The sequence below is a fragment of the Rhizobium binae genome (genome assembly GCF_017357225.1).
In the GTDB taxonomy this organism is placed as follows: Bacteria; Pseudomonadota; Alphaproteobacteria; order Rhizobiales; family Rhizobiaceae; genus Rhizobium; species Rhizobium binae.
In genome coordinates, this window is record NZ_CP071605.1 from 324,250 (window position 1) to 345,781 (window position 21,532).

Genomic DNA, 21,532 nt, shown 5'->3' on the forward strand with positions numbered 1-21,532 from the left:
CCTTCTAAAACCAGATCCGAGGTGAAGATCCGCCTGCCTGTCTCGCCAGATTTCTCGTATACGCTTCATGCGCGTTCAAGCTGGACTGACGTCCACGAGGAAGGGCGAGGACGTCGGCTCAGCCAAGCAAATAGGCTCGGGAATCCATCGCCGTTCGACAATCACGACGGCTTGGAGCCCTTACACGGTCCGCGTCGACGCAAATAATCTGGAGCACCATTGTGGATCTTGCGATGCCGCCGCTTCGCATCATCGAACCGTGATGCAGGTTACCGGGCACATGTGTGCAATCTTGTTGGAGACACTGCCGAAGAGCAACGCTGCAAAGCTAGAAAGCCCCCTCGCTCCGCAGATCACGAGGTCCGGCTCTTCGTCGGCGATTGCCTTCAGGATCTGTTCGGCGGGATTGCCCTCCAGCACCAGGCTTTGGATATCATTCACGCCTTTCGTCTTCAGCGTCCGTACTGCCTGCTGGACTATTTGATCACCCAGAATCTGGAAGATTCGGTACGAGGCCGCCTTATGTTTGGCGATATCGAAACCTTGCGGCTCGATCGCGAGAATGTCGTTCCGCGCATCGTCGGTAGGTTTCGGCATAGGCTTCGAAACCGGATATTCGACGTCGATCAGTCGCTGGACATCTGCATCCACTTCGCCGGTCAACAGAACATGAACCAAGACGACTTCTGCTCCATCCTTCGCAGCCAAAGCACTCCCTAGCTCAATTGCCTTTTTCGAATGATCCGAGCCATCAGTTGCAATGAGAATCTTCTTGAACATTGCATTCTCCTTTCACTTTGCCATTGCATGCTGAATGAGGATGATCGGAGATTTGCCGAGCCTGCCTTTGAGCCTGATCAAAGTCAGGCGCTAAGAAGAAAAAATTTTCCCGAATCTCGCTCTTGCCAACGCGGAAGTCAGTTGCGGACGAGAATGACGGTGTTGGCGACACCCCTTGATTGCACGAGTTTGAAGAGCAGTCTGGCGTTGGCGACGCTCAATCTTATGCAGCCGTGCGACACGGGTCGACCGAGTTTTCGTGATTCCACCGTGCCATGTATCGCGTAGCCGCCGTGGAAGAATATCGAGTATGGCATTGGCGACCGGTCATAGCGTGTCGAGTACCAGACCCGCTCCAGGCGGAGCGGCCTGAATTTGCCCGTCGGTGTTCTGTAGCCGCGACGCGCGGTGGACACTGGCCCCAGATAGGCATGCGTTCCCGATTGCAGAAGCCACATTTGCTGCCTGGAAATGTGGACAATAATCTGCAGTTCTGAGGAGGTGGCTTCAGCGCATGGGGCATGAAAGAGAATGGCGATGGCCAATGCCGCGAGGATGCGCTGCATGATCGCGAAAATGGCGCAGGAGCGCGAGGATAAGCCAGGCTGGGGGCGCTGCAGCACTTGGGTCCCTCCGACTGCTGTGACCGAGCTTTGATCGCATCGACGTGGGGCTGCCGCAGTCAGATCCGGATCCTGCATGGCTTCTCTCCTTCAGCGAAATCGAAACGACCGCTGTCACGTCATTCATTGATCAATCAGCGCTGGGTAAGAATTCGGCTTCATAATTAGAGCGCTGGACGTGGCGAGTGGCCTTGCCGCATTGGCGGCGGAGACACCATTGGCTTTGTTGCCGTAGCTCCTTTTGTTGATGCCGCAAAAGCTCACAGGCAAAACGGCAAAGCACGGGCAATCTTCGCAGGTTACCCATGCTTGCCCGGTCCCCGACATCACTGGGTGGTCTGCTGTGTCGTCGTCGGCTGCGTCGGCGTGGCTGGAGCGGGAGCGCTTCGACCCCAATACAGATATCCGCCAACCGCCAAAACGACCACCAATGCACCGGCAATCATGATCTGAGCATTTGTACTCATATTCCCGTCTCCTGTTTACTCGGTTAGGATGATTTATTCTGCCCCAGTGCTAGAAACTTGCTTTGCTCGAAATCAATCGATGTTGACAAGAACACACCGATGGTCCGCGAAGGATGGTTTCAACGTGGCTTTATTTGGCACAGCCACAGTGTGGCTTCGGTGAAATATTCAGATCTGAGAGCCTGATCGAAAAGGAGCGTACGGAAACGTCTTATAATTGAGCTCTCCCCGTCTTGGCGCCTCGGACATGCCGCAATTAATCAGCACACGGCCCACCGCAGCCCACCGCCGAGCATGACAAGACAGCAGGATCCGGTGATCGAACTCGCAGCTTCGCGTGAAATTCTGTCGGGAATGTCCGTGGCCACTCCCGTGCGTCAGCACGATCGATTTGACGAAGGTCAAGGAATGCACCGGCCGGAAGGCTAATGTCCTGATCTTGAAACCGGAGAGGTATCCCGACATGACAATCAGGACGGTATTAAGCATCCTCAGCGTCAATCAGTGTGAGGAGGATCTCAAAAGCGCGATCGACTTCTGTGGGGCGCAGGGCGCACATCTGAACGCGCTGGTGATCGCATTGAGGGCGGTGCCGATCATGGCGGATTATAACACCATTTCTTCCGTCTGGCTCGACGAGCGCCAACGCGAAATCGACGCGCTTTCCGAGAAGGCCGATGAAATCAAGGAAATCCTGGGGCGCAGCGGACTTTCCTACGAGGTGCAGGACGTTTATTCAGAGTTCGCTTATGCGGACGCGGATATCGCCGAAAGGGCGCTTTACGCCGACATCGTCCTGATCGGGCGAGAAGCCGCCCGAGACGAAGAGCTCCGCAAGCGCATCATCGGTGGCGCTCTGTTCCAAACGCCGACGCCGATCCTCATCAACCGGGGAAGGCGGGCAATGAATTCATCTCCCGGTTCGATACTTCTGGCGTGGGATTCAAGTGACGAAGCCTCCCGTGCCGCTCGCCAGTCGCTCGATCTGCTCAAGCAAGCCGACACCGTCTATGTGACCATGGTGGATCCCGTCGCAAGGATGGGCGCGAATGGCGAGGAGCCGGGAGCCGACATTGCCGCCTATCTCGCCCGTCACGGCGTCAAAGTCCAGGTAGACCGAATTGCCAGCGGCGGACGGCCGGCAGATGAGATCTTGCGACAGCATGCCATAGACGTATCCGCCGACCTCATGGTCATGGGAGCCTATAATCATCCGCGTTGGCAGCAAACGATCTTTGGCGGTGTGACGCGCAACATGCTCGAAGAAAGCAAAATGCCGATATTCATGGCCCATTGAAGTCGGCCGTTTGTTTCGAAATGTCGACCTTCTTCCCGGGGTTGCTCGAGCCCTTGTTTCAAGCATGCGGGTCATGGAGCAGAACGCGGCCGGCTTTGACCAGCGTCAAGGCGAAGGGATTGCGTTGCCTCATAGTGATCGTAATGGATCTCCATGGAGGGCTCGGATGGTCTACAAGACAATTCTCGCGATCATCGGCGCGGCCACGCCTGATCAATTTCTCAAACAAGCTGCCGAATTGTGCCATTTGAGCGAAGCGCATTTGTCGGTGCTCGTCGTGGTCATGGCCGCGCCCCCGCCAATTGGGGACTATGCAGCCACGATCTCCGATGCCTGGCTCGAAGAACAGACGGAAGACAGGCGTAAACTCGAAGCAAAGATCACCTCGTCACGGGACGTTTTATCCGGCCTTGCGAGCGGCGCCGAAGTCGAAGGCCTATATTGTGAGGCGGTTTGGGCGCATTCCAGAATTGCCAGACGCGCCATCTATGCGGATTTGGTGCTCATCGGTGACGCCGACATCATCGGGCGCGAGCTCAGGCGGCAGGCAATCGATAGCGTGTTGTTTGACGCACGGCGGCCGGTGCTTCTCGTTCCCAAAGCCGCGCCAGTAACCCTGATGCCAAGAAAGATTGTCCTCGCCTGGGACTCCAGTCCCGACGCGGCCGCCGCGGCAAGAGAGGCGCTGGACCTGATGCGGGGTACGGATTTGATCGATATTGTAATGATCGAGCCGGACGCTGATGGTGTCAGGCAGGGCGAAGACCCCGGCACGGACATCGCAGCCTATTTGGCCCACCATGGCGTCAAGGGCATGGTCGATAGAATCGTGGCTGACGGACGGACGATCGCCGAAGCATTGCAAGACCGTGCCGCCGAGCTTTCTGCTGATCTGATCGTCATGGGCGCCTATGGCCACTCGCGGCTACGGGAGCGGATATTCGGTGGCGTCACACAAGCGATGATCGAAGCGGCAACGATCCCTGTTCTGCTGGTGCGCTGACCTCCTGATCGAGAGAATAACTCTTGCTCAATACGATGGCGGTGCGACGATATCATCGACGCTTGAAAGGCTCGCTTCGCAATCCCTGGAAAGCGTTGCCGCGACCCGTCGCGAAGACCTGGAGCGATTGGAGGCTCAGCGGACGGGGTCGCGGCGGACGTCGCCTCGGATTTGAATCTCAAGAGTAAGATCCTTTGACGTTAGATGATGGCGGCACCATTCGGGCCGACGTACTCGGTCTTGAAACCGTCTCTTCGCGCTTCGCGAAGGAAAGCATTGGCTCCCGATAGATTCATGCGTTTTCCATCGTCGCAAAGCTCGATATGGTTGGCGCGCAGCCAATATGATCCTCTGACGCTTATAACAAGTACTTGCCAGTCGCCGTCGTCGCTCTTTTGCAGACGGAAATCGGGAACTCTGCCATCAGCGATGCCGGACTTATCTCCATACCGGCTGACCGGGGCCCGCGGATTGGCTTCTGGATTAGAATGTTGCATTGGTTGCTCCTCGGTTTTCTTACTATGACCTCGTAAATCTCTCTTTCTTGATGGGCCCAGGCCGGAAATATGACAGGCGGGCCGCCAAAGGAATACTGGCCCATATCCAGACAGTCGTTGAGCTGGATCAAGTCCGGAGATGTGCCTGCAATAATCCTCGAGCAAGCTCGGGCCTGCGATGCCATCGGAATTAACACCTGCGTCAAGAGAGGTTCGAACGATGATTTGCGGAATTGCCTCATCAACATGCATCTTCGCAGCAACATCGCCGTTGGAGTGGCATATCGCGGCGGGAACCTGGCGCCCTCACCCCGGAAAGGGGGCGACCGGAAAGGCACACGAACCCATCTTCTTTGGAATCTGGGTTGAAGAGATCTCAGGCCGGCAAGGTTTCGAGTCAACTTGAGACGAAGGAGAACTGGAGCGCGGTGTGTGAGGTTGACGCTTCACGATGGGCGGGCGCCCGACGCCCCTGCTATTGCGAACGCGTGGCCTACAGGCCGAAGGAACAAGTCTCGTCCTCTCCGGTGGCAACCTGAGTTGCCAACGGAGTCACTGCGGATGTCCTGTCGAACCATGCGAACGCATCGTACTGGTCGGGCAGCGAAGCGTGGCTGTAGTGACTCCAGCGCTCCGTCTCGGGCCGGTAGATAACGCCGATGTAGCGTTCAAGCCGCGGCTCCGCGATGACGCGGCGGAGATCGTCGTGTTGATTGGCGCGGGTGAGGCCCTGCCAAATCGGGCCGTCCCCCGCGCGAGACTACCGCAGCCACACGACCATTTTAGACTGCATCCCTGGGATCGGCATTCTTTCGATACTGCCATTCGACCTTGCCGGTCAGCGTACCCAGCCCTTCTGGGCCTTCATCTGGACGCGCCCTTTGGAATGGAAACCTTCCAGTCGAGCATATTTGCGGCGCGGCGGGCAATGTTCCCGGCGCTGAAAACCGCGAGCATCTATGCAAGTCATCGGAGCGTGGACGGCCGGCGCCATAGCCGCAATCGCGGTCATGGCGTGCCCCGCCGTCGCAGGCGACACCGTCCGGTCAGAAAGGATAATGCTGGGCGGAATCCTCGACCGTGATCCAGCGCAGGTCTGTGAATTCGGCGATCGCCGCCTTGCCGCCGAAGCGGCCGTAGCCGCTGCCCTTGACGCCGCCGAAGGGCATTTGCGCCTCATCATGCACCGTCGGACCATTGATGTGGCAGATGCCGGATTCGATCCGCGCCGCGACTGCCATGGCCCGCTGGACGTCGCGGCTGAAGACTGCGGATGACAGGCCGTATTCGGTGTCGTTGGCAATACGGATCGCTTCCTCTTCGCCGGAGACGCGAATGATCGGCTTGACCGGACCGAAGGATTCTTCCGCATAAACGCGCATGCCAGGCGTGACGTAATCGAGCAGTGTGGCCTCGACCACAGTGCCCGAGCGTTTGCCGCCGGCCACGAGTTTTGCGCCCTTGGCCGTCGCATCGGCGATCAGTTCTTCCATTTTTTTGGCGGCGTCGAGGCTGATCAGCGAGCCGAGCACGACGTGGCCGCGCGGGTCGCCGGCCGGCAGCTGGCTGGCGCGGGCGGCGAGTTTGGCGACGAACTGATCGGCGATCGTCTCGTCGACGATGATCCGCTCGGTCGACATACAGATCTGTCCCTGATGCATGAAGGCGCCGAAGATGGCGGCGTTCACGGCGCCGTCGATATCGGCATCGTCGAGGATCACAAGCGGCGCCTTGCCGCCGAGTTCGAGAAGGGCGGGCTTGAGATATTTGCCGCAGGTCTCTGCAATGATCCTGCCGACCTTGGTCGAGCCGGTGAAGTTCACCCGCCTGACGGCGGGATGGGCGATCAGCGCCGTGACGATTTCAGGCGCATCCTCCGGCGCGTTGGTGATGACGTTGATCACGCCGGCTGGCAGGCCTGCTTCCGTCAATACGGTGGCGATCAGCCGGTGCGTGCCCGGGCATTGTTCCGAAGCCTTGAGGATGACGGAATTGCCGCAGGCGATCGGCATGGCGATGGCCCGGGTTGCGAGGATGACGGGCGCATTCCACGGAGCGATGGCAAGGCACACGCCCGCGGCCTGACGGACGCCCATGGCGAGTGCGCCGGGCTTGTCAGAGGGAATGATCTCGCCTGATATCTGCGTCGTCATAGCGCCGGCCTCGCGCAGAATATTGGCGGCCAGCATGACGTTGAAGCCGGCCCAGGGCGCTGTCGCGCCTGTCTCTTCGATCATCAGTTGTGTAAATTCGCCCACCTTGGCATCCATGATATCGGCCGCCTTCATCAGGATCGCGCGGCGTTGGCCGGGGCCGGTTTTCGACCAGGTGGCGAAGGCGGCAGAGGCGGCGTCGACGGCGGCGGCGACATCCTCCGGGCTTGCGGCGGCCGCGCGGCTCGCGAGCTTTTCGGTGAAGGGATCGAGGCGATCATAGGTGCGGCCGCCGGCGGCTGCGCGGTCCGTGCCGTTGATGAGAAGGGAAATATTCATGGCGAGGTCTCCTCAGGGAAAGAACTAGAAGCCGAGCACTTCGGCATTGATGGATGCTTCGAGGCCGCCGTCGGCGGCAAGATTGGCGCCATTGATCCAGCGTGCGCCATCCGAGCAGAGAAAGAGGACGGCGGGCGCGATATCGGCGGCGGTGCCGGCGCGGCCGACGCGGGTGATGTCGCTGTCGACCCTCGCATCGCCAAGCACGGCGCGGAACTGTTTGAGGATCGGCGTTTCCACCGGCCCCGGGCTCACCGCATTGACGCGGATGCCACGGTCCTTGAACAGGGGCTGATGGGCCGCGCGCATGGTCCAAAGCAGCAGCAGTTCCTTGGAAAGCGGATAGCCTTCCTCGTCCCTGATGCCGTGTTCGGCGGCGACCGCCGCGACATCGGGAAAGCCTTCAATGCCGGTCAGGATCTTTGCCCGCGCGAGATTGGCGCGCCAGCCATAGCCGGCAATCGAGGCGACGTTGATGATGGCGCCGCCCTCGCGCAGGCGCGGTGCCACAGCTTCCGACAGGGCGCGAAGGCCGTAGAAATTGACGGCGAGCGTCGAGACGATGCCGGTGCTGCCGGAAAGGCCGGCGACATTGGCGAGCGCGTCGAGACGCGGCGGAAGCTGCGCGATGATCTCGGCGACGCCCGATGGCGTGGACAGATCGCCCCTGACGAAGGCGGAACTTCCATTTGCGGGTTCGCGCACGTCGACGCCGATCACCTCGGCGCCCATCTGGCCGGCCAGTTCCGCCGTGCGTGCGCCGATGCCGGACGCTACACCTGTTACCAGGATCGTTTTACCAAAAAGCATGCATGTCACCTTTCGCAGGAGAAACCGGAGGCAGGCTCATTCTTCCCATTTGATCTTGTTCGGACCGGGAAGTTTCAGCCGGTAGCCGACGGGCAGAAGCTGGAAATCGAAGCGGCGTTCGATTTCGCCCCAGAGCCCGCGTGGGAGGTAGAGGGAGAAGATCAGGGCGGTGGCGCCCAGGCCGATCAGATACCAGACGCCGGTACCGCCGAAGAAGGTCTCGATGACGAAGAACAGGATGGCGCCGAGGATCGCGCCTTCAAACTTGCCGATGCCGCCGACGAGCACCATGAAGATCATGTAGGCGGTCCACTGGACACTGAAATAGGTCTTTGGCTGGAAGGTCGTGGCGGCCGCGAGCCACAGGCCGCCGGCGACGGCGATGCCGAAGGCGGCAAGCACGAAGAGCAGCCGCTTGGTTGCCGTGACCCGCACGCCGACCGAGCTTGCCGCCTCCTCATTGTCGCGGATTGCCTGCATGGCGGCGCCTGCACGGCTCCTCATCAGCATGAAGAGCGCGCCGAGCAGGGCCGCCATGGAGGCGAGCGCAAGCCAATAGATCGCCGCCCGCCGCATGCCGCTGTCATAGAGGTTGAGCGAGATCAGTGAGGTCCCCGTCTCGCCCTGGATAAGCCGGTCGAGATTGACGAGCAGGTGGGCGAGTTCGGCCACGACCCACATGCCGATCGCGAATTCGCCGCCCTTCAGCCGCAGCATGAACAGCGAAAGCGGGATCGACAGCGCGCCGGTCACCACGGCGGCGGCAAAGACCGAGAAGAAGGGATCGAGGCCGGCATCGGCGAGGCGAATGGTGAAATAGGCGCCGAGGCCGAAAAACACCTGCTGGCCGACCGAGACGAGGCCGCCGAAACCGGCGAGCGCATTCCACATGGCGGCGAGGATCACATAGATGAATAGTGCCGTCATCCGGTCGATCGCACCGGCGCCGAGGATGGCGGGGGCAAGCGCCAGCAAGGCAAGCACTGCGGCCATCGAGCCGAGCGCCACCCGCGACGATTTCGTCCAGCGTTCTATCGACATGCCGTCGGAGGCGAAGGAATGGGAGGTCATGTCGGGCTCCGGAGACGCGCGCGAGGTTTGAGATATGCGCCGAGTTTATCGAGGAGGGGCATGCCCGACCGGGACAGCCTGATGAAAAGCACGAGCAGGAACACGGCATGGCCGCCAATCAGGAAGCCTTGCGGATGCAGCTGCGCGCCGAGCGATTGGGCAAGCCCGAGAACGATGCCGCCGGCAAGCGTGCCCCAGAGCGAACCGGCTCCGCCGATCACGGCCGTCTCGAAGGCGAAGAGCAGCTGCGGCCCGCCGGCATAGGGGCTGAAGGTCGCCCGCATTCCGAGAAAGGCGCCGGCGATTCCGATCGTGACCATGGTGATTGCGGTGGCGACGGCATTGACGCGGAGTGCATCGATACCGACGAGCCCTGCCGTATCGGGATCTTCGGCGGTGGCGCGGATGGCGCGGCCGAGCGCAAAGTGGCTGAGGAAGAACTGCAGCGCGCCAAGCAGGAGGATCGCCGTCACCATCATCATCACGGCGAGCTTGCCGACGAAGATGTGACCCGGCAGCTGCCACGACGCGTAGGAGAGATTGCCGATGAAGGGCGCGAGCGACCGTGTGTCGGCGCCGAACTGCTCGAACAGCAGGTTGTCGATGACGATCGACAGGCCGAAGGTCGTCAGGATCGGCAAGAGCGTGCCGCCGCGGGCGCTGCGTTCGAGGATGAAGCGCTGGAGCAGCCAGCCGAGGACGGCAATGACCGGCAGCACGATCAGCAGGCCAGCGAAGGGCGGAATGCCGGCTTTGGCGGCAAGCAGCCACAGCCCGTAGGCGGCGGCGATCGCCAGGCTGCCATGCGCGAGATTGATGATCCGCATGACTGAAAACATGAAGGACAGTCCGCAGGCGATGACGGCGTAATAGCCGCCGAGCAGGATGCCCTGTATCAGGGAATTGATCATGATGCGCTCCTCTCGCCGGCCGCCCGGTGCAATCCGAAATACGCCTGGGTGACGTGCTCGCGGGTGACGGCCGCCGCCGGCCTGTCGAGCACGATGCGTCCTTCCAGCATGCAGAGGATGCGGCTTGCGACGCTCATGGCGCGGGCGAGATCCTGCTCGACGAGCACGATTGTCGTCCCCGATGTGAGCAGGGCTTGCAACTGGGCATAGACGCGGTCGACGACGAGCGGCGAAAGCCCGAGTGAGACTTCGTCCAGCAGCAGGATATCGGGGTTGCTCATCAGCGCACGACCGATGGCGGTCGCCTGCTGCTCCCCGCCCGAGAGGTGGCCCGTCTTGGCACGGCGGCGGGGCTTCAGGTTCGGAAAGGCGTCGAGGACGCGATCGACGCTCCACTCGCCCTTCCTCCCGCAGCTCTTTCCGAGAAGCAGGTTCTCCTCGACGGTCATCTGTGAAAATAGGCGCCGGCCTTCCGGCACCAGGGCGATGCCCCTGGCGATCCGCTTGTGGGAGGGGACGGCGGCGAGGTCCTCGCCGTCGAGAAGGATCTCGCCGGAGGCGGGAAGGTGAGCGCCGGCGATCGATCGAAGCAGCGTCGTCTTGCCCGCGCCGTTGGCGCCGACCAGCGCCAGCACCTCGCCCTTGGCGATATCGAAGCTGACGCCGCGCACCGCCTGCAAAAGGCCATGGCGGACGTCGAGGTTGCGGATGGAGAGAAGGCTCATGCCGGCGTTCCTCCAAGATAGGCCTTGACGACTTCGGCGTTGCTCATGACCACTTTCGGCTCACCATCGGCGATGATCCGGCCGGCATCCATGCAGATCAGCCGTTGCGCCACCTGCAGCAGGATATGGACGATATGCTCGATCCAGACGATGCCGATACCGCGGCGGCGCAATTCGAGAATGGTTTCCACGAGCTCACTCGCTTCGCCGTCGGTGAGCCCGCCGCCGATCTCGTCGAGCAGCAGCAGCCGCGGCTGCGTGGCAAGCGCGCGGGCAAGCTCCAGACGTTTGCGATCGAGCAGGCCGAGGGTGTCGGCCGGGCGGTTGGCCACGCCGAGCATGCCGCAGAGCGAAAGCGAATCCACCACCCGCTCATAGGCTTCGTCGCGGCTTGCTGCCTTGCCATGGGAGGCGGCGACGAAGACGTTTTCGAACGTCGTCATGCCGCTGAAGGGCTTCGGGATCTGATGGGTCCGCACCAGCCCCGAATGGCAGCGCTCCGCCGCAGTCCGGCTGGTGACGTCGGCGCCATCGAAGGTGATCGTGCCCGCGCTCGGCGGGAAGGCGCCGGCGAGCACGGAGAGCAGCGTCGTCTTGCCGGCGCCGTTCGGCCCGACGATGCCGACTGCATCACCATCGCCCATGGAAAAATCGAGATCTTCCAGCACCACGAGCGCGCCGAACCGCTTGTGGATTCCCCTGGCCGAGAGAAAGGCTCCTCCCGGCCGATTTTGAGCTTCCTGGTGCACCGTGCGTTATCCGTTGTAAGCGATGAGCTTGGCGCCGACCGGGACGTTGGGGTCGGTGGCGTTTTCGGTGACGACGTAGTCGAGCGCGAATTTCGAACCCGGCGCCGCCTTTACCCATTGCGTGCCGATGATCGGTCCGGGCGAGACATTGGCGACCGGACCGCTGGTGAAGTCGACCTTGCCGGCGATCGTCGTGGTCTTCAGCGTGGCGATCGCCTTGGCGACGGCCTCCTTGCTCTTGGCGTCGCTGCTTGCCTTCAGCGCGTCGAAGCCGGCGTCGAGAAGCGCGAGGCTGGCGCCGAGCTGCTGGGTCCACTGCTTGCCGCTTGCCGCTTCATAGCCGTCGGCAAGCCCGGTTCCCGAGACGCCGGTCAGTGTGGATTTGTAGGGGAAGGCCTTGTGCCAATAGGCGGCGCTGGCGATGTTCATGCCGAGATCGCCGAGCGCCTCGATATCGGAAGGGAAGAGGCCGGTTTTCGCGACCTGGCAGATCTTGATCTGCTGGGTGAGGCCCTGCTGGGCGGCCTGACGCCAGAAGGCGGCGAAGTCGGGCGGGATGGGGAAGGAGTTGAAGATCTCGACACCTTCCTGCCGGAAGAGGGCGATCTGCGCCGAGAAATCGGTGGTGCCGGTTTCATAAGCGCCTGGATCGACGATGGTGAAGCCCGCCTTGGCAAGTGCGGGGGCCAGATGGGCGCGGATCGCATTGCCGTCGGCATCGTTGGGATACATGACCCCGACCTTCTTGTTGGTCTCGATCAGGCTCCACTGCGAAACATAGGCCTTGTGGAATTCTTCGACGCCGAAGCCGAAATGATAGGTCCATTTGAAGGGCGAGGGCGCGCCCGGCTTGGCGCCGCGGCCGAAATACCAGGCCTCCCACGGCATGACGGTCGAAAGGCAAGGCACGCCGGCCGCCTCGCAGGCGTCGGCCACCGGATTGATTGTTTCGGGCGTCGAGACGGCGAGCATCAGGTCGATCGCCTGGTTGTTGATCAGCTCCTTCGCCAGCTGGCCGGCGCGCGAGGGATCGGATTGGGTGTCCTGGTCGAGGATTTCCACCTTCCAGGTCTTGCCGCCGGCCTGCAGGCCGTTCGCCAGCGCCTTGCGTGCGAGATCGAGCACATATCCGTCCGTTTCGCCGAAGCCGCCGAGCGGGCCGGTGCGCGGGCTGATGAAGCCGACCTTCAGCGTGTCGCCGCTCTCGGCGAAAGCCGTGCGCCCGGAAAGCGCGAGCGCCGCGCTGCCTGCTGCGGCCGATGCGATGAAAGAGCGGCGTGTGAGAGACGCCGTGTTGAATGTCCTGCTCATGAAATTGTTCCTCCCTCTTGGTGCGGGCCTCCCGCCCGTTTCCTGTTCATTCCCGCCGCTCTGCCGTCAGATCGGATATTGTCGTTTTCCCGATGCGATGGTGACCCACCGGAGCTCGGAAAATTCATCGATCGCGGCCTTGCCGCCGAAGCGGCCGTAGCCGCTCGATTTGACGCCGCCGAACGGCATTTGGGGCTCGTCGGACACGGTCGCCTCGTTGATGTGGCAGATGCCGGATTCGAGCCGCATGGCGACTGCGAGCGCGGCATTGACGTCGCCACCGAAGACTGCTGCGGAGAGCCCGTATTCATTGTCGTTGGCGACGGTCACGGCCTCATCGATGCTGCCGACGCGGATGATCGCCGCGACCGGCCCGAAGCTCTCCTCGCGATAGATGCGCATGGCGGGCGTCACGTGATCGATGACGGTCGCATCCATCAGCGTGCCATGCGCCTCGCCGCCGCAGACGAGGACCGCGCCTTTTTGCACGGCGTCGTCGATCAGCGAGCGCACGCGGCGCACGGCCTCTGCATTGATCAGTGTGCCGAGCGGCGTGTTGCCGTCCTTGGGATTGCCGGCGACGAGCGTTGAGGCCTTTGTCCTGAATTTGCCGACGAAGCCGTTAGCGATTTCGTCCATCAGAATGATCCGCTCGGTCGACATGCAGATCTGGCCCTGGTTCATGAAGGCGCCGAAGGCGGCGGCGCTGACCGCCTCGTCGATATCGGCGTCGGCGAGAACGATAAACGGCGCCTTGCCGCCGAGTTCGAGCAGGCAGCGCTTAAGATGCCGTGCCGACGCTTCGGCGATGATCCTGCCGACACGCGTGGAACCGGTGAAGTTGATGCGGCGGACGGCCGGATGGGCGATCAGTGCATCGACGACGGCGGCGGCGTCACTTGGCGCATTGGAGACAACATTGACGACGCCGCGCGGAAAGCCGGCGTCGCGCAGGACGTCGCCGATCAGCCCGTGGGTCTTCGGGCAGAGCTCGGAGGCCTTGAGGACGACCGTGTTGCCGCAGGCAAGCGGCATGGCGACGGCGCGGGTGCCGAGGATGATCGGCGCATTCCAGGGAGCGATACCGACGCAGACGCCGGCCGGCTGGCGCACCGCCATGGCCATGCTGCCCGGAATGCCTGACGGAATAAGCTCACCTGCGATTTGCGTCGTCATCGCCGCCGCCTCGCGAAAAATATCCGAGCCGAGGCCGCAATTGATCGCCGCCCATTGTGTGGTGGCGCCGGTCTCGCTGGTCATGGCTTCGATGAGTTCGGGGGCGCGGGCTTCGAGAATATCGGCGGCGGCGTTGAGCAGCCTTCGCCGTTCGCCTGGTCCGGTCTGCGACCAGTCCGGGAAGGCGGCTGCGGCGGCGTTGGCCGCCCTTGCCATATCGGCGGGGGAGCCTGCCGAGGCGATCGTCGCGACATCGCCCGACAGCGGGTCGATGCGTTCGAAGCTCGCTCCGTCGGCCGCATCCACCGCCTCGTTGTTGATCATCAGCTTCGCCGAGAACACAGTTTTCCCCGTCCATTCCCAGCTGGCGCGGCCAGCAGGCTCTTAGTTTTTGCCGCGGGGGAAGACGAGCGGAGGCCGCGGCCAAAACGCCGCCCGACCGTCCTGCATCTGTTGAAGTGCCTCCTCCCAAAGGCTGATGACAATGAGGTTACGCCGATCGTTTCAGGATGGAATGCGATTTACTGGGTTAATATTGTAATTATCCGGCGATTGGCCCAATGTTTGCCGGGAGCAGGAGGAGATGCGGTGGCGATGGACGGGGGGATTCACCACTATGCGAGAGGCGAGTGGCATGGGCCGTCGCTCTCGCACCGGCGCATTCGTTTTCAAAAGGGGCTCTATGCCGACTTCCATCATTTCCTCCTGCTCGGCGAGGGGAGGGGAGAGCTTCATTTCGACAATGGGGAAGACCGGCCGCTGCACGGGCCGCTGATTGCCTTCCTGCCGCCGCAGGCCCGTTGCGATCTGTCGATCGCTGCGGGAACCGCGGCCCATCTGGTCGGGGTGTCGCCGCAGATCATGGTCGATGCGATCGGAGACAAGGTGGAATCCTATTCGCTGCGCATCTTCACCGAGCAGCGCAAGGTCGTCGAATCGGCGGATCCCCTGCTGGTGGCGGAGATCGCTCCGTTGGTTACGGGCTTCGTGCGGGAGCTCGGCGATCCCGCCCGCGCCTCCTGGATGGTCGCATCCTCCTATATCAGGCTGACGCTGATGGCGCTCTGGCGCGGCTGCGACGGCGAGAGAAGCGAGCAGCGCGGGCAGGGCGAAACCGGATCGATCCTGCAGCGATATCGCCAGCTCGTCGAGGCCGGTTTCCGCAGGCACCGGCCGATCAGCGAATATGCCGCCGAACTCGGCGTCACGGCCGACAGGCTTCATTCCATCTGTCAGAGGACGCTTGGCCGCTCGCCGATCCAGCTTTTGCACGAGCGCGTGGTGCAGGAGGCGAAGCTCAGGTTGGAGCGCTCGGCCCGCAACATCCAGGAAATCTCCGACAGTCTCGGCTTTCGCGATCCGACCTATTTCAGCCATTTCTTCAAGCGCAAGACCGGCCTTTCGCCTGCCGGCTATCGCCAGATCGCCCGCGCTTCCGCCGGCTCGGAAAACAGCATGCTATCGTCGGGCTACGCCGACTGGCCCTAGAACAGGATTCAGATTTTAGGCGGCCTAAAATCTGAATCCTGTTCTAAATGAGAGAGTTAGACATGATGTCGTCCGAAAACCGCTCACAGGTTTCGGCATCATACTCTGGAGCCTGGCTAGGCAGGCTCCGGGAGAGAGCCGATCAGTTCCCCCTGTAAATCCGCTTCAGCGCGGCAAGCAGCCCGTCCATTTCCTCGCGTGAAAACAGGGTGATGAAACGCTGTTCGTGCCGGTCGATCCGCTCGCGCGCCTGCACGAGCATCGCGTGACCGGCCGGCGTCAGATGCAGTTCCTGACGGCGGCGGTCTGCCGCGGAAGGGCGGCGTTCGATGAAGTCGCGGCCGGCCAGGCGGTTGACTAGAGCCATCATGGTGGCGCGGTCGGTGCCGAGCGTATTGGCGAGGTCGATCTGCGATGCGCCCGGATTGCCGGCCAGCAGTTCCATCACAGCAAGCTGCTTCTGCGTCAGCCCCAGCTCCTCCATGGTTGCTGCGAAATCGCGATAGATCGCGACATGCGCCATACGCAGGTGAAAGCCCAGGAGATCGCCAAGCCGGCCGACGTCGAGCGGCGGCGCCAGCGTGGTCTCTTCGCCTTCTAAATCATCCTGCGGCGGTTTTGCAGCCATCGTTCCTCTCGCATCGTCAAGCGTCATAACCATCAATATCAGCGGGTTAGTCAATATCCGCTATGCCGATTCCCCTGCCTGAAATCAAATGACAGGATTTGCCGTGAACAGCCTCTTGCATTGTCGGAGAAAAATATTAGTATGTGTTACATACAAAATTGATGCCTGTCGGAGGAGCGGCTGGCATGGGAGGAGAAAATGGCGCATTCCTTTTCCGGGGTGGTTTCGTCGGCGGATTGCGGGCTCGTCACCGATGATCCGGTCCTTTACCGCGCCCGCGTCGCGCCGGATCGTCGGGCACTGTTCGAAATCGCCACCGGCCGGCAAATGACCTATGCCGAGCTCGATCTGCGGATCGCCCGCTGCGCGGGGTTTCTCGGTGCGGTGCTCGGTCCGCGCCGGGACGGCGCCCGTGTTGCCATGCTGGCGCGCAATGCGATGGATTCCATCGTGCTAGCCTTTGCCTGCCAGCGCGCCAACGCCATTTACGTGCCGCTGAACTGGCGCCTCAACGCCGCCGAGCTTCGCCCGATTCTTGCCGATTGCGCCCCGGCACTCCTGGTTCGCGATGACGAGTTTGCCGCCACGGCAGCGGACATCGCCGCGGCTGAATCCGAGATGATGGTGATATCGACGGCCGACGGACCGGCCGGGCTTGCGGCACGGATCGAGGCGAGCCTTCCGGCGGCTCCCGTGTCTTGCGACGCGGATCAGCCTTGCGTTCTTCTCTACACGTCGGGCACGACGGGACAGCCGAAGGGCGTCGTCATCACCCGCCGCAACGCCTTCTTCGCCGCCGTCAATTTCTCCTTCGTCGGAGAGATCGGGCAGGGCTCCGTCGCGCTCTGCGACCTGCCGTTCTTCCACACGATCGGGCTGATCGCGGTGGCGCGCACGACGTTGATGCTGGGCGGCACGCTCGTCGTCTCCGATCGCTTCACGCCGGCGCGAACGCTTGCCGCCCTTTCAGACCGGCAGCACGCCGTCACCCACTATTTCGCCGTGCCGCAGATCGCGCTCGCCCTGCGCAACGACCCTGCCTATAGCGCCACCGCCCTTTCAGGCCTGCATGCGCTGTTCGTCGGCGGTGCGCCGCTGACGCGGGCGCTGATCGAAAGCTATATCGAGGACGGCGTCGCGCTGGTCAACGGTTATGGCATGAGCGAGGCGGGAACCGTGCTGCACGTGCCGATCGACCGGCGCGCGGTGCAGGAAAATCCCGGCAGCGTCGGTCTTCCCGCGCCGCTGCTCGACATCCGTATCGTCGGCGAGGATGGCCGCGACGTCGGGGACGGCGAAATCGGCGAGCTCTGGCTGCGCGGGCCGGCGGTGACGCCGGGCTATTGGAACAAGCCGGCAGAGACGGCCGCCGCCTTCGCCGACGGCTGGTATCGGACGGGCGATCTCGGCCGGCGCGAAGCCAACGGTTTCTATCGCATCGTCGACCGGTTGAAGGACATGTATATCAGCGGCGGCGAGAATGTTTATCCCGCCGAGGTCGAGGCGGCGCTCTCAAGCCACCCCGATATTCTCGATGTCGCTGTCGTCGGCGTTCCCGACGACAGATGGGGCGAATGCGGCATTGCCTGTGTCGTGCTGCGGCCGGGTGCTGCAGCAACGAGCGAGGTCATCGCCGGCCATTGCGCGGCAAGGCTTGCCGCCTTCAAACGCCCGGCGCGCATCCTTCTTGTCGACGCCATCCCCCGCACCGCCTCCGGTAAGGTGCAGAAACATGTGCTGCGCCAGTTCCATTCCGAAGCCCTTCAACGACAGGCCTTGTGAGGCCTTGTGACGCCGACCCCGGCATCATGCCGAAACCAATGGAGTGACCCATGACTGAAAAGACATCGCCGGTTCTGGTCGAATTCGACAGCGGCATCGCATTCGTGACCCTCAACAGACCGGAAAAGCGCAATGCGATGAATCCTGCACTCAATGCCAGGATGCTCGAAGTGCTCGACGAACTCGAAGGCGACGAGCGCTGTGGCGTCCTCGTCCTGCGCGGCGCCGGCGAGTCCTGGTCCGCCGGAATGGATTTGAAGGAGTATTTCCGCGACAACGACGACAAGCCGCGCGACGCCACGCTGAAGGCGCGGCGCCAATCCGGCGGCTGGTGGGGCCGGCTGATGTATTTCGAAAAGCCGACGATCGCGATGGTCAACGGCTGGTGCTTCGGCGGTGCCTTCACGCCACTCGTTTCCTGCGATCTCGCCATCGCTGCCGAGGAAGCGAATTTCGGCCTCTCGGAGATCAACTGGGGCATTCTGCCGGGCGGCAACGTCACGCGCGCCGTCGCCGAGGTGATGCGCCATCGCGATGCCCTTTATTACATCATGACCGGCGAATTGTTCGGTGGGCGCAAGGCCGCCGAAATGGGCCTCGTCAACGAGGCTGTACCGCTGGCGGAACTCGAAGCCCGCGTGCGCAAGATCTGCGCCAGCCTGCTGGAAAAGAACCCGGTGACGCTGAAGGCGGCCAAGGACACCTACAAGCGCGTCCGCAATCTGCCGTGGGATCTCGCTGACGACTACATCTACGCCAAACTGGAGCAGATGCTGTTTCTCGACAAGACCAAGGGGCGCGACGAGGGGCTGAAGCAGTTCCTCGACGACAAGACCTATCAGCCCGGGCTCGGCGCCTATAAGCGCGACCGCTGAGGTCAGGCCCGGCTTGCCGGGCCGGTCGCAGATAAATAATCGGGGGGGAGAATGAAATGAAGATCCATGCCGCGGTGGCGCGAGCGCCGCATATGCCGTTTTCGCTGGAGAGCCTCGATCTGGAAGAGCCGCGCGAGGGGGAAATCCTGGTCCGCGTCGTCGCAACAGGGGTTTGCCACACCGACATCGTCATGCGCGACCAGCACCTGCCGGTGCCGCAGCCGGTGGTGCTCGGCCATGAGGGCGCCGGCATCGTCGAGCGCGTCGGCCCCGGTGTCGCCAAGGTGAAGCCGGGCGATCATGTGGTCATGACCTTCAATTCCTGCGGTCACTGCCCGAGCTGCAACGATCACGAGGAGACCTATTGCCACGAATTCTTCCCGCGCAATTTCTTCGGTTCGCGGGCCGATGGTTCGAGCGGGCTCTCCCACGGGGGAGAGCGGGTGAACGGCAATATTTTCGGACAGTCCTCTTTTGCGAGCCATGCGCTCTGCCATGAGCGCAACATCGTGAAAGTGCCTGAGGACGTCGATCTGGCGCTGCTCGGGCCGCTCGCCTGCGGCATCCAGACCGGCGCCGGCGCGGTCATGAATGCGCTGAAGGTCGAGCCGGGGAAAGTGCTTGCGGTTTTTGGCATGGGGTCGGTCGGCCTTGCCGCCGTCATGGCGGCGCGGGTCGTCGGCGCTTCCAGGATCATCGCGGTCGACGTCAATGCAGCGCGGCTGGCGCTTGCGGCCGAGCTCGGCGCGACAGAAATTGTCGACGCCAAGGCCGGCGATGCGGTCGCCGCGATTATGGCGCTGACCGGCGCCGGCGTCGATTATGCGATCGATGCCTCCGGCGTGCCCGCCGTCATCGACCAATGCGTGCGGGTGTTGGCGCCGCGTGGCACCTGCGGCATCGTCGGGGCGTCGCCGCACGGTGCGACGCTGACGCTCGACCTTACCCACATCCTGTCCGGCGGTCGCCGGGTCCGCGGCATCGTCGAGGGTGATTCCAATCCCGACGTGCTGATCCCGCTTTTGATCGACCTCCACAGACAGAGCCGCTTCCCCTTCGACAGGCTCGTCACCTTCTATGATTTCGCCGACATCAATCAGGCGGTGGAGGATGCGGAAAAGGGCATCGTGCTGAAACCGGTCGTGCGTCAGCCGGCCGCCTGACATCTTCAAGGGAGGAAAGAATGAACACCGTCAGCCCAATCGCGACCGATACCAGCCCCGACGTCATGAAGGCGCTGCTCGCCCGGCAAAAGGCGTCTTTCCTGAAGGACGGGCCGCCGAGCATTGCGACCCGCATCGATCGCATCGATCGCGTCGTTGCCCTTCTCGTCGATCATAAGGATGCAATTGCCGCCGCCCTATCGGAGGATTTCGGCAGCCGCAGCGTCGAGGCGAGCCTGCTTCTCGACGTTTTCACCTGCGTCGGTTCGCTGAAATATGCCAGGGCCAATGTGGCCGAGTGGCTGAAGCCCGAGCAGCACGAGGCCTTGTTCCCGGATGCGGTCGCCGAGGTGATCTACCAGCCGAAAGGAGTGATCGGGATACTCAGCCCGTGGAATTTCCCCTATCAGCTCGCGCTTGCCCCGTTGGCCGGCATTCTCGCCGCGGGCAATCGCGCCATGATCAAGCCGTCGGAGGTGACCCCGGCGTCGGCAGCCTTGATGGCGCAACTCATCGCAGGCTCCTTCGACGAAACGGAAATCGCCGTCGTTCAGGGCGGGCCGGCCACCGGCACGGCCTTTACATCGCTTGCCTTCGACCACCTGATCTTCACCGGCGGCACCGCGATCGCCCATCATGTCATGCGCGCGGCGGCGGAAAACCTGACGCCGTTGACGCTCGAACTCGGCGGCAAGTCGCCCGTCGTCATCGGCCGTTCGGCCGATCTTGCAGATGCGGCGCGCCGGGTCATGGCGGTCAAGACACTGAATGCCGGCCAGATCTGCCTGGCGCCGGACTACGCCTACGTGCCCGAGGAAAGCGTGGCGGCTTTCGCCGAACATGCAGTCGCCGCGGTCGGCGCGATGTATGCGGGATTGAAGGAAAATCCTGATTACACCTCGATCGTCAATGCCCGCCATCACGCCCGCGTCCAGGGGTTGATCGACGACGCCAGGGCCATGGGCGCCCGTGTCGTCGAGATCAACCCGGCGGCCGAGAATTTTTCCCAGCAATCGGCCCACCGCATGCCGCCGACCCTGATCCTCGATCCCACGGAAGACATGCGTGTGCTGCAGGAGGAGATCTTCGGGCCGGTGCTGCCGGTCATCGCCTATCGGAATCTCGCCGATGTCATCGACCGCATCAATGCCAAGCCGCGCCCGCTTGCGCTCTACTTTTTCGGCCGAGACCCCGAGGAGGAGCGCCGTGTGCTCGACAACACGACCTCCGGCGGCGTGACGGTCAACGACTGCATGAGCCACGTAACAGCCGAGGGCCTGCCCTTCGGCGGCGTCGGCCATTCCGGCATGGGCGCCTATCACGGAAAGTTCGGCTTCCTCGCCTTCTCGCATCCTCGCGCCGTCTATCACCAGAGCAGGATGGTGGAAGCCGAATACATGATGCGGCCGCCTTTCGGCGAGGCGATGCGCGGCTTTCTGGCCGCCGCAATCTGCAAGTAGCGGAGAGTGTGCCTGGTGAACGGGGCATTCTGCGTTTCGAGACAAGGTGCCGCGAACTCCTGTCTGCGTCCGGCAATGGGGGACCCGGCAACTGCCGATACATGCATGATCTTCTCTTGTGCACGCAAAAATGGTCCGATTGCGCAGCTTCTATCCGAATAGCGCATCGTTGCGTCTTGGCTGTACTGATCTCGGCGATTATCGGGCGTTATTAAGCATGCCTT

Annotated in this window: 21 protein-coding genes; 7 read left to right on the forward strand and 14 right to left on the reverse strand. The window is 62.5% G+C overall.

All coding sequences use genetic code 11. The features are described 5' to 3' along the window. Positions 1–249 precede the first annotated feature (249 nt). The 3 genes from J2J99_RS23510 to J2J99_RS23520 form a co-directional block, all read right to left on the reverse strand. Complete coding sequence (locus tag J2J99_RS23510) at positions 250–780, reverse strand: universal stress protein (RefSeq protein WP_168300405.1); 531 nt, start codon at positions 778–780, stop codon at positions 250–252. A gap of 137 nt (positions 781–917) precedes the next feature. Next, entirely contained in the window at positions 918–1,481 is a 564-nt protein-coding gene (locus J2J99_RS23515) for a L,D-transpeptidase (RefSeq protein ID WP_246638519.1), read from the reverse strand. A gap of 248 nt (positions 1,482–1,729) precedes the next feature. After that, the gene (locus J2J99_RS23520) at positions 1,730–1,870 is read right to left on the reverse strand and encodes a hypothetical protein (RefSeq protein WP_168300406.1); all 141 of its coding nucleotides are present in this window, start codon (positions 1,868–1,870) and stop codon (positions 1,730–1,732) included. A gap of 463 nt (positions 1,871–2,333) precedes the next feature. Here J2J99_RS23520 and J2J99_RS23525 point away from each other — a divergent pair, with 463 nt between their 5' ends. Then, positions 2,334–3,167, forward strand: a complete 834-nt coding sequence (locus J2J99_RS23525) for a universal stress protein (protein ID WP_168302479.1) — start codon at positions 2,334–2,336, stop codon at positions 3,165–3,167. Between the two features lie 166 nt (positions 3,168–3,333). Continuing rightward, positions 3,334–4,170, forward strand: coding sequence for a universal stress protein (locus J2J99_RS23530; RefSeq protein WP_168301937.1), 837 nt, complete (start codon positions 3,334–3,336; stop codon positions 4,168–4,170). Between the two features lie 200 nt (positions 4,171–4,370). On the opposite strand, the gene J2J99_RS23535 is transcribed toward J2J99_RS23530, so the two are convergent. The 10 genes from J2J99_RS23535 to J2J99_RS23580 all read right to left on the reverse strand — a co-directional run bounded on the left by J2J99_RS23535 (position 4,371) and on the right by J2J99_RS23580 (position 14,236). Further along, a complete protein-coding gene (locus J2J99_RS23535) occupies positions 4,371–4,667 on the reverse strand; it encodes a hypothetical protein (RefSeq protein WP_168301936.1) in 297 nt (98 codons plus the stop codon). A 493-nt stretch (positions 4,668–5,160) separates the two neighbouring features. Beyond that, positions 5,161–5,406, reverse strand: a complete 246-nt coding sequence (locus J2J99_RS23540) for an erythromycin esterase family protein (RefSeq protein WP_425526065.1) — start codon at positions 5,404–5,406, stop codon at positions 5,161–5,163. A gap of 307 nt (positions 5,407–5,713) precedes the next feature. Further along, a complete protein-coding gene (locus J2J99_RS23545; RefSeq protein WP_168301935.1) occupies positions 5,714–7,159 on the reverse strand; it encodes an aldehyde dehydrogenase in 1,446 nt (481 codons plus the stop codon). A 24-nt stretch (positions 7,160–7,183) separates the two neighbouring features. After that, a complete protein-coding gene (locus tag J2J99_RS23550) occupies positions 7,184–7,969 on the reverse strand; it encodes a coniferyl-alcohol dehydrogenase (RefSeq protein ID WP_168301934.1) in 786 nt (261 codons plus the stop codon). 36 nt (positions 7,970–8,005) lie between these two features. Further along, on the reverse strand, positions 8,006–9,040 hold the full coding sequence (locus J2J99_RS23555; protein WP_168301933.1) for a branched-chain amino acid ABC transporter permease: 1,035 nt from the start codon (positions 9,038–9,040) through the stop codon (positions 8,006–8,008). Beyond that, positions 9,037–9,951 (reverse strand): branched-chain amino acid ABC transporter permease, encoded by a 915-nt coding sequence (locus J2J99_RS23560; protein WP_168301932.1) that lies wholly within the window; start codon positions 9,949–9,951, stop codon positions 9,037–9,039. The genes J2J99_RS23555 and J2J99_RS23560 overlap by 4 nt, the downstream gene beginning before the upstream one ends. Next, on the reverse strand, positions 9,948–10,676 hold the full coding sequence (locus J2J99_RS23565) for an ABC transporter ATP-binding protein (protein WP_168301931.1): 729 nt from the start codon (positions 10,674–10,676) through the stop codon (positions 9,948–9,950). The genes J2J99_RS23560 and J2J99_RS23565 overlap by 4 nt, the downstream gene beginning before the upstream one ends. Beyond that, positions 10,673–11,425 carry an ABC transporter ATP-binding protein gene (locus tag J2J99_RS23570; protein WP_168301930.1) on the reverse strand — a complete coding sequence of 251 codons (753 nt, stop codon included), beginning with the start codon at positions 11,423–11,425 and terminating at the stop codon, positions 10,673–10,675. Before J2J99_RS23570 ends, J2J99_RS23565 begins: the two co-directional genes overlap by 4 nt. A 6-nt stretch (positions 11,426–11,431) precedes the next feature. Next, the gene (locus tag J2J99_RS23575) at positions 11,432–12,736 is read right to left on the reverse strand and encodes an ABC transporter substrate-binding protein (RefSeq protein ID WP_168301929.1); all 1,305 of its coding nucleotides are present in this window, start codon (positions 12,734–12,736) and stop codon (positions 11,432–11,434) included. Between the two features lie 66 nt (positions 12,737–12,802). Beyond that, positions 12,803–14,236: an aldehyde dehydrogenase gene (locus J2J99_RS23580; protein WP_205919246.1), complete on the reverse strand. Its 1,434-nt coding sequence runs from the start codon at positions 14,234–14,236 to the stop codon at positions 12,803–12,805. Between the two features lie 264 nt (positions 14,237–14,500). Between J2J99_RS23580 and J2J99_RS23585 the strand changes: the two genes are divergently transcribed. Beyond that, complete coding sequence (locus tag J2J99_RS23585) at positions 14,501–15,400, forward strand: helix-turn-helix transcriptional regulator (protein ID WP_168301927.1); 900 nt, start codon at positions 14,501–14,503, stop codon at positions 15,398–15,400. Between the two features lie 142 nt (positions 15,401–15,542). Here J2J99_RS23585 and J2J99_RS23590 read toward each other — a convergent pair whose 3' ends face one another. Further along, entirely contained in the window at positions 15,543–16,028 is a 486-nt protein-coding gene (locus tag J2J99_RS23590) for a MarR family winged helix-turn-helix transcriptional regulator (protein WP_168301926.1), read from the reverse strand. A 198-nt stretch (positions 16,029–16,226) separates the two neighbouring features. On the opposite strand from J2J99_RS23590, the gene J2J99_RS23595 reads away from it, so the two are divergent. From J2J99_RS23595 to J2J99_RS23610, 4 genes are read left to right on the forward strand one after another with little or no spacing between them, the layout of a single operon-like run. Continuing rightward, complete coding sequence (locus J2J99_RS23595; RefSeq protein WP_168301925.1) at positions 16,227–17,810, forward strand: AMP-binding protein; 1,584 nt, start codon at positions 16,227–16,229, stop codon at positions 17,808–17,810. 50 nt (positions 17,811–17,860) lie between these two features. Beyond that, on the forward strand, positions 17,861–18,685 hold the full coding sequence (locus tag J2J99_RS23600; protein ID WP_168301924.1) for a p-hydroxycinnamoyl CoA hydratase/lyase: 825 nt from the start codon (positions 17,861–17,863) through the stop codon (positions 18,683–18,685). 56 nt (positions 18,686–18,741) lie between these two features. Beyond that, positions 18,742–19,848 (forward strand): NAD(P)-dependent alcohol dehydrogenase, encoded by a 1,107-nt coding sequence (locus J2J99_RS23605; protein ID WP_168301923.1) that lies wholly within the window; start codon positions 18,742–18,744, stop codon positions 19,846–19,848. A gap of 20 nt (positions 19,849–19,868) precedes the next feature. Then, the gene (locus J2J99_RS23610) at positions 19,869–21,308 is read left to right on the forward strand and encodes a coniferyl aldehyde dehydrogenase (protein WP_168301922.1); all 1,440 of its coding nucleotides are present in this window, start codon (positions 19,869–19,871) and stop codon (positions 21,306–21,308) included. Positions 21,309–21,532: the final 224 nt, after the last annotated feature.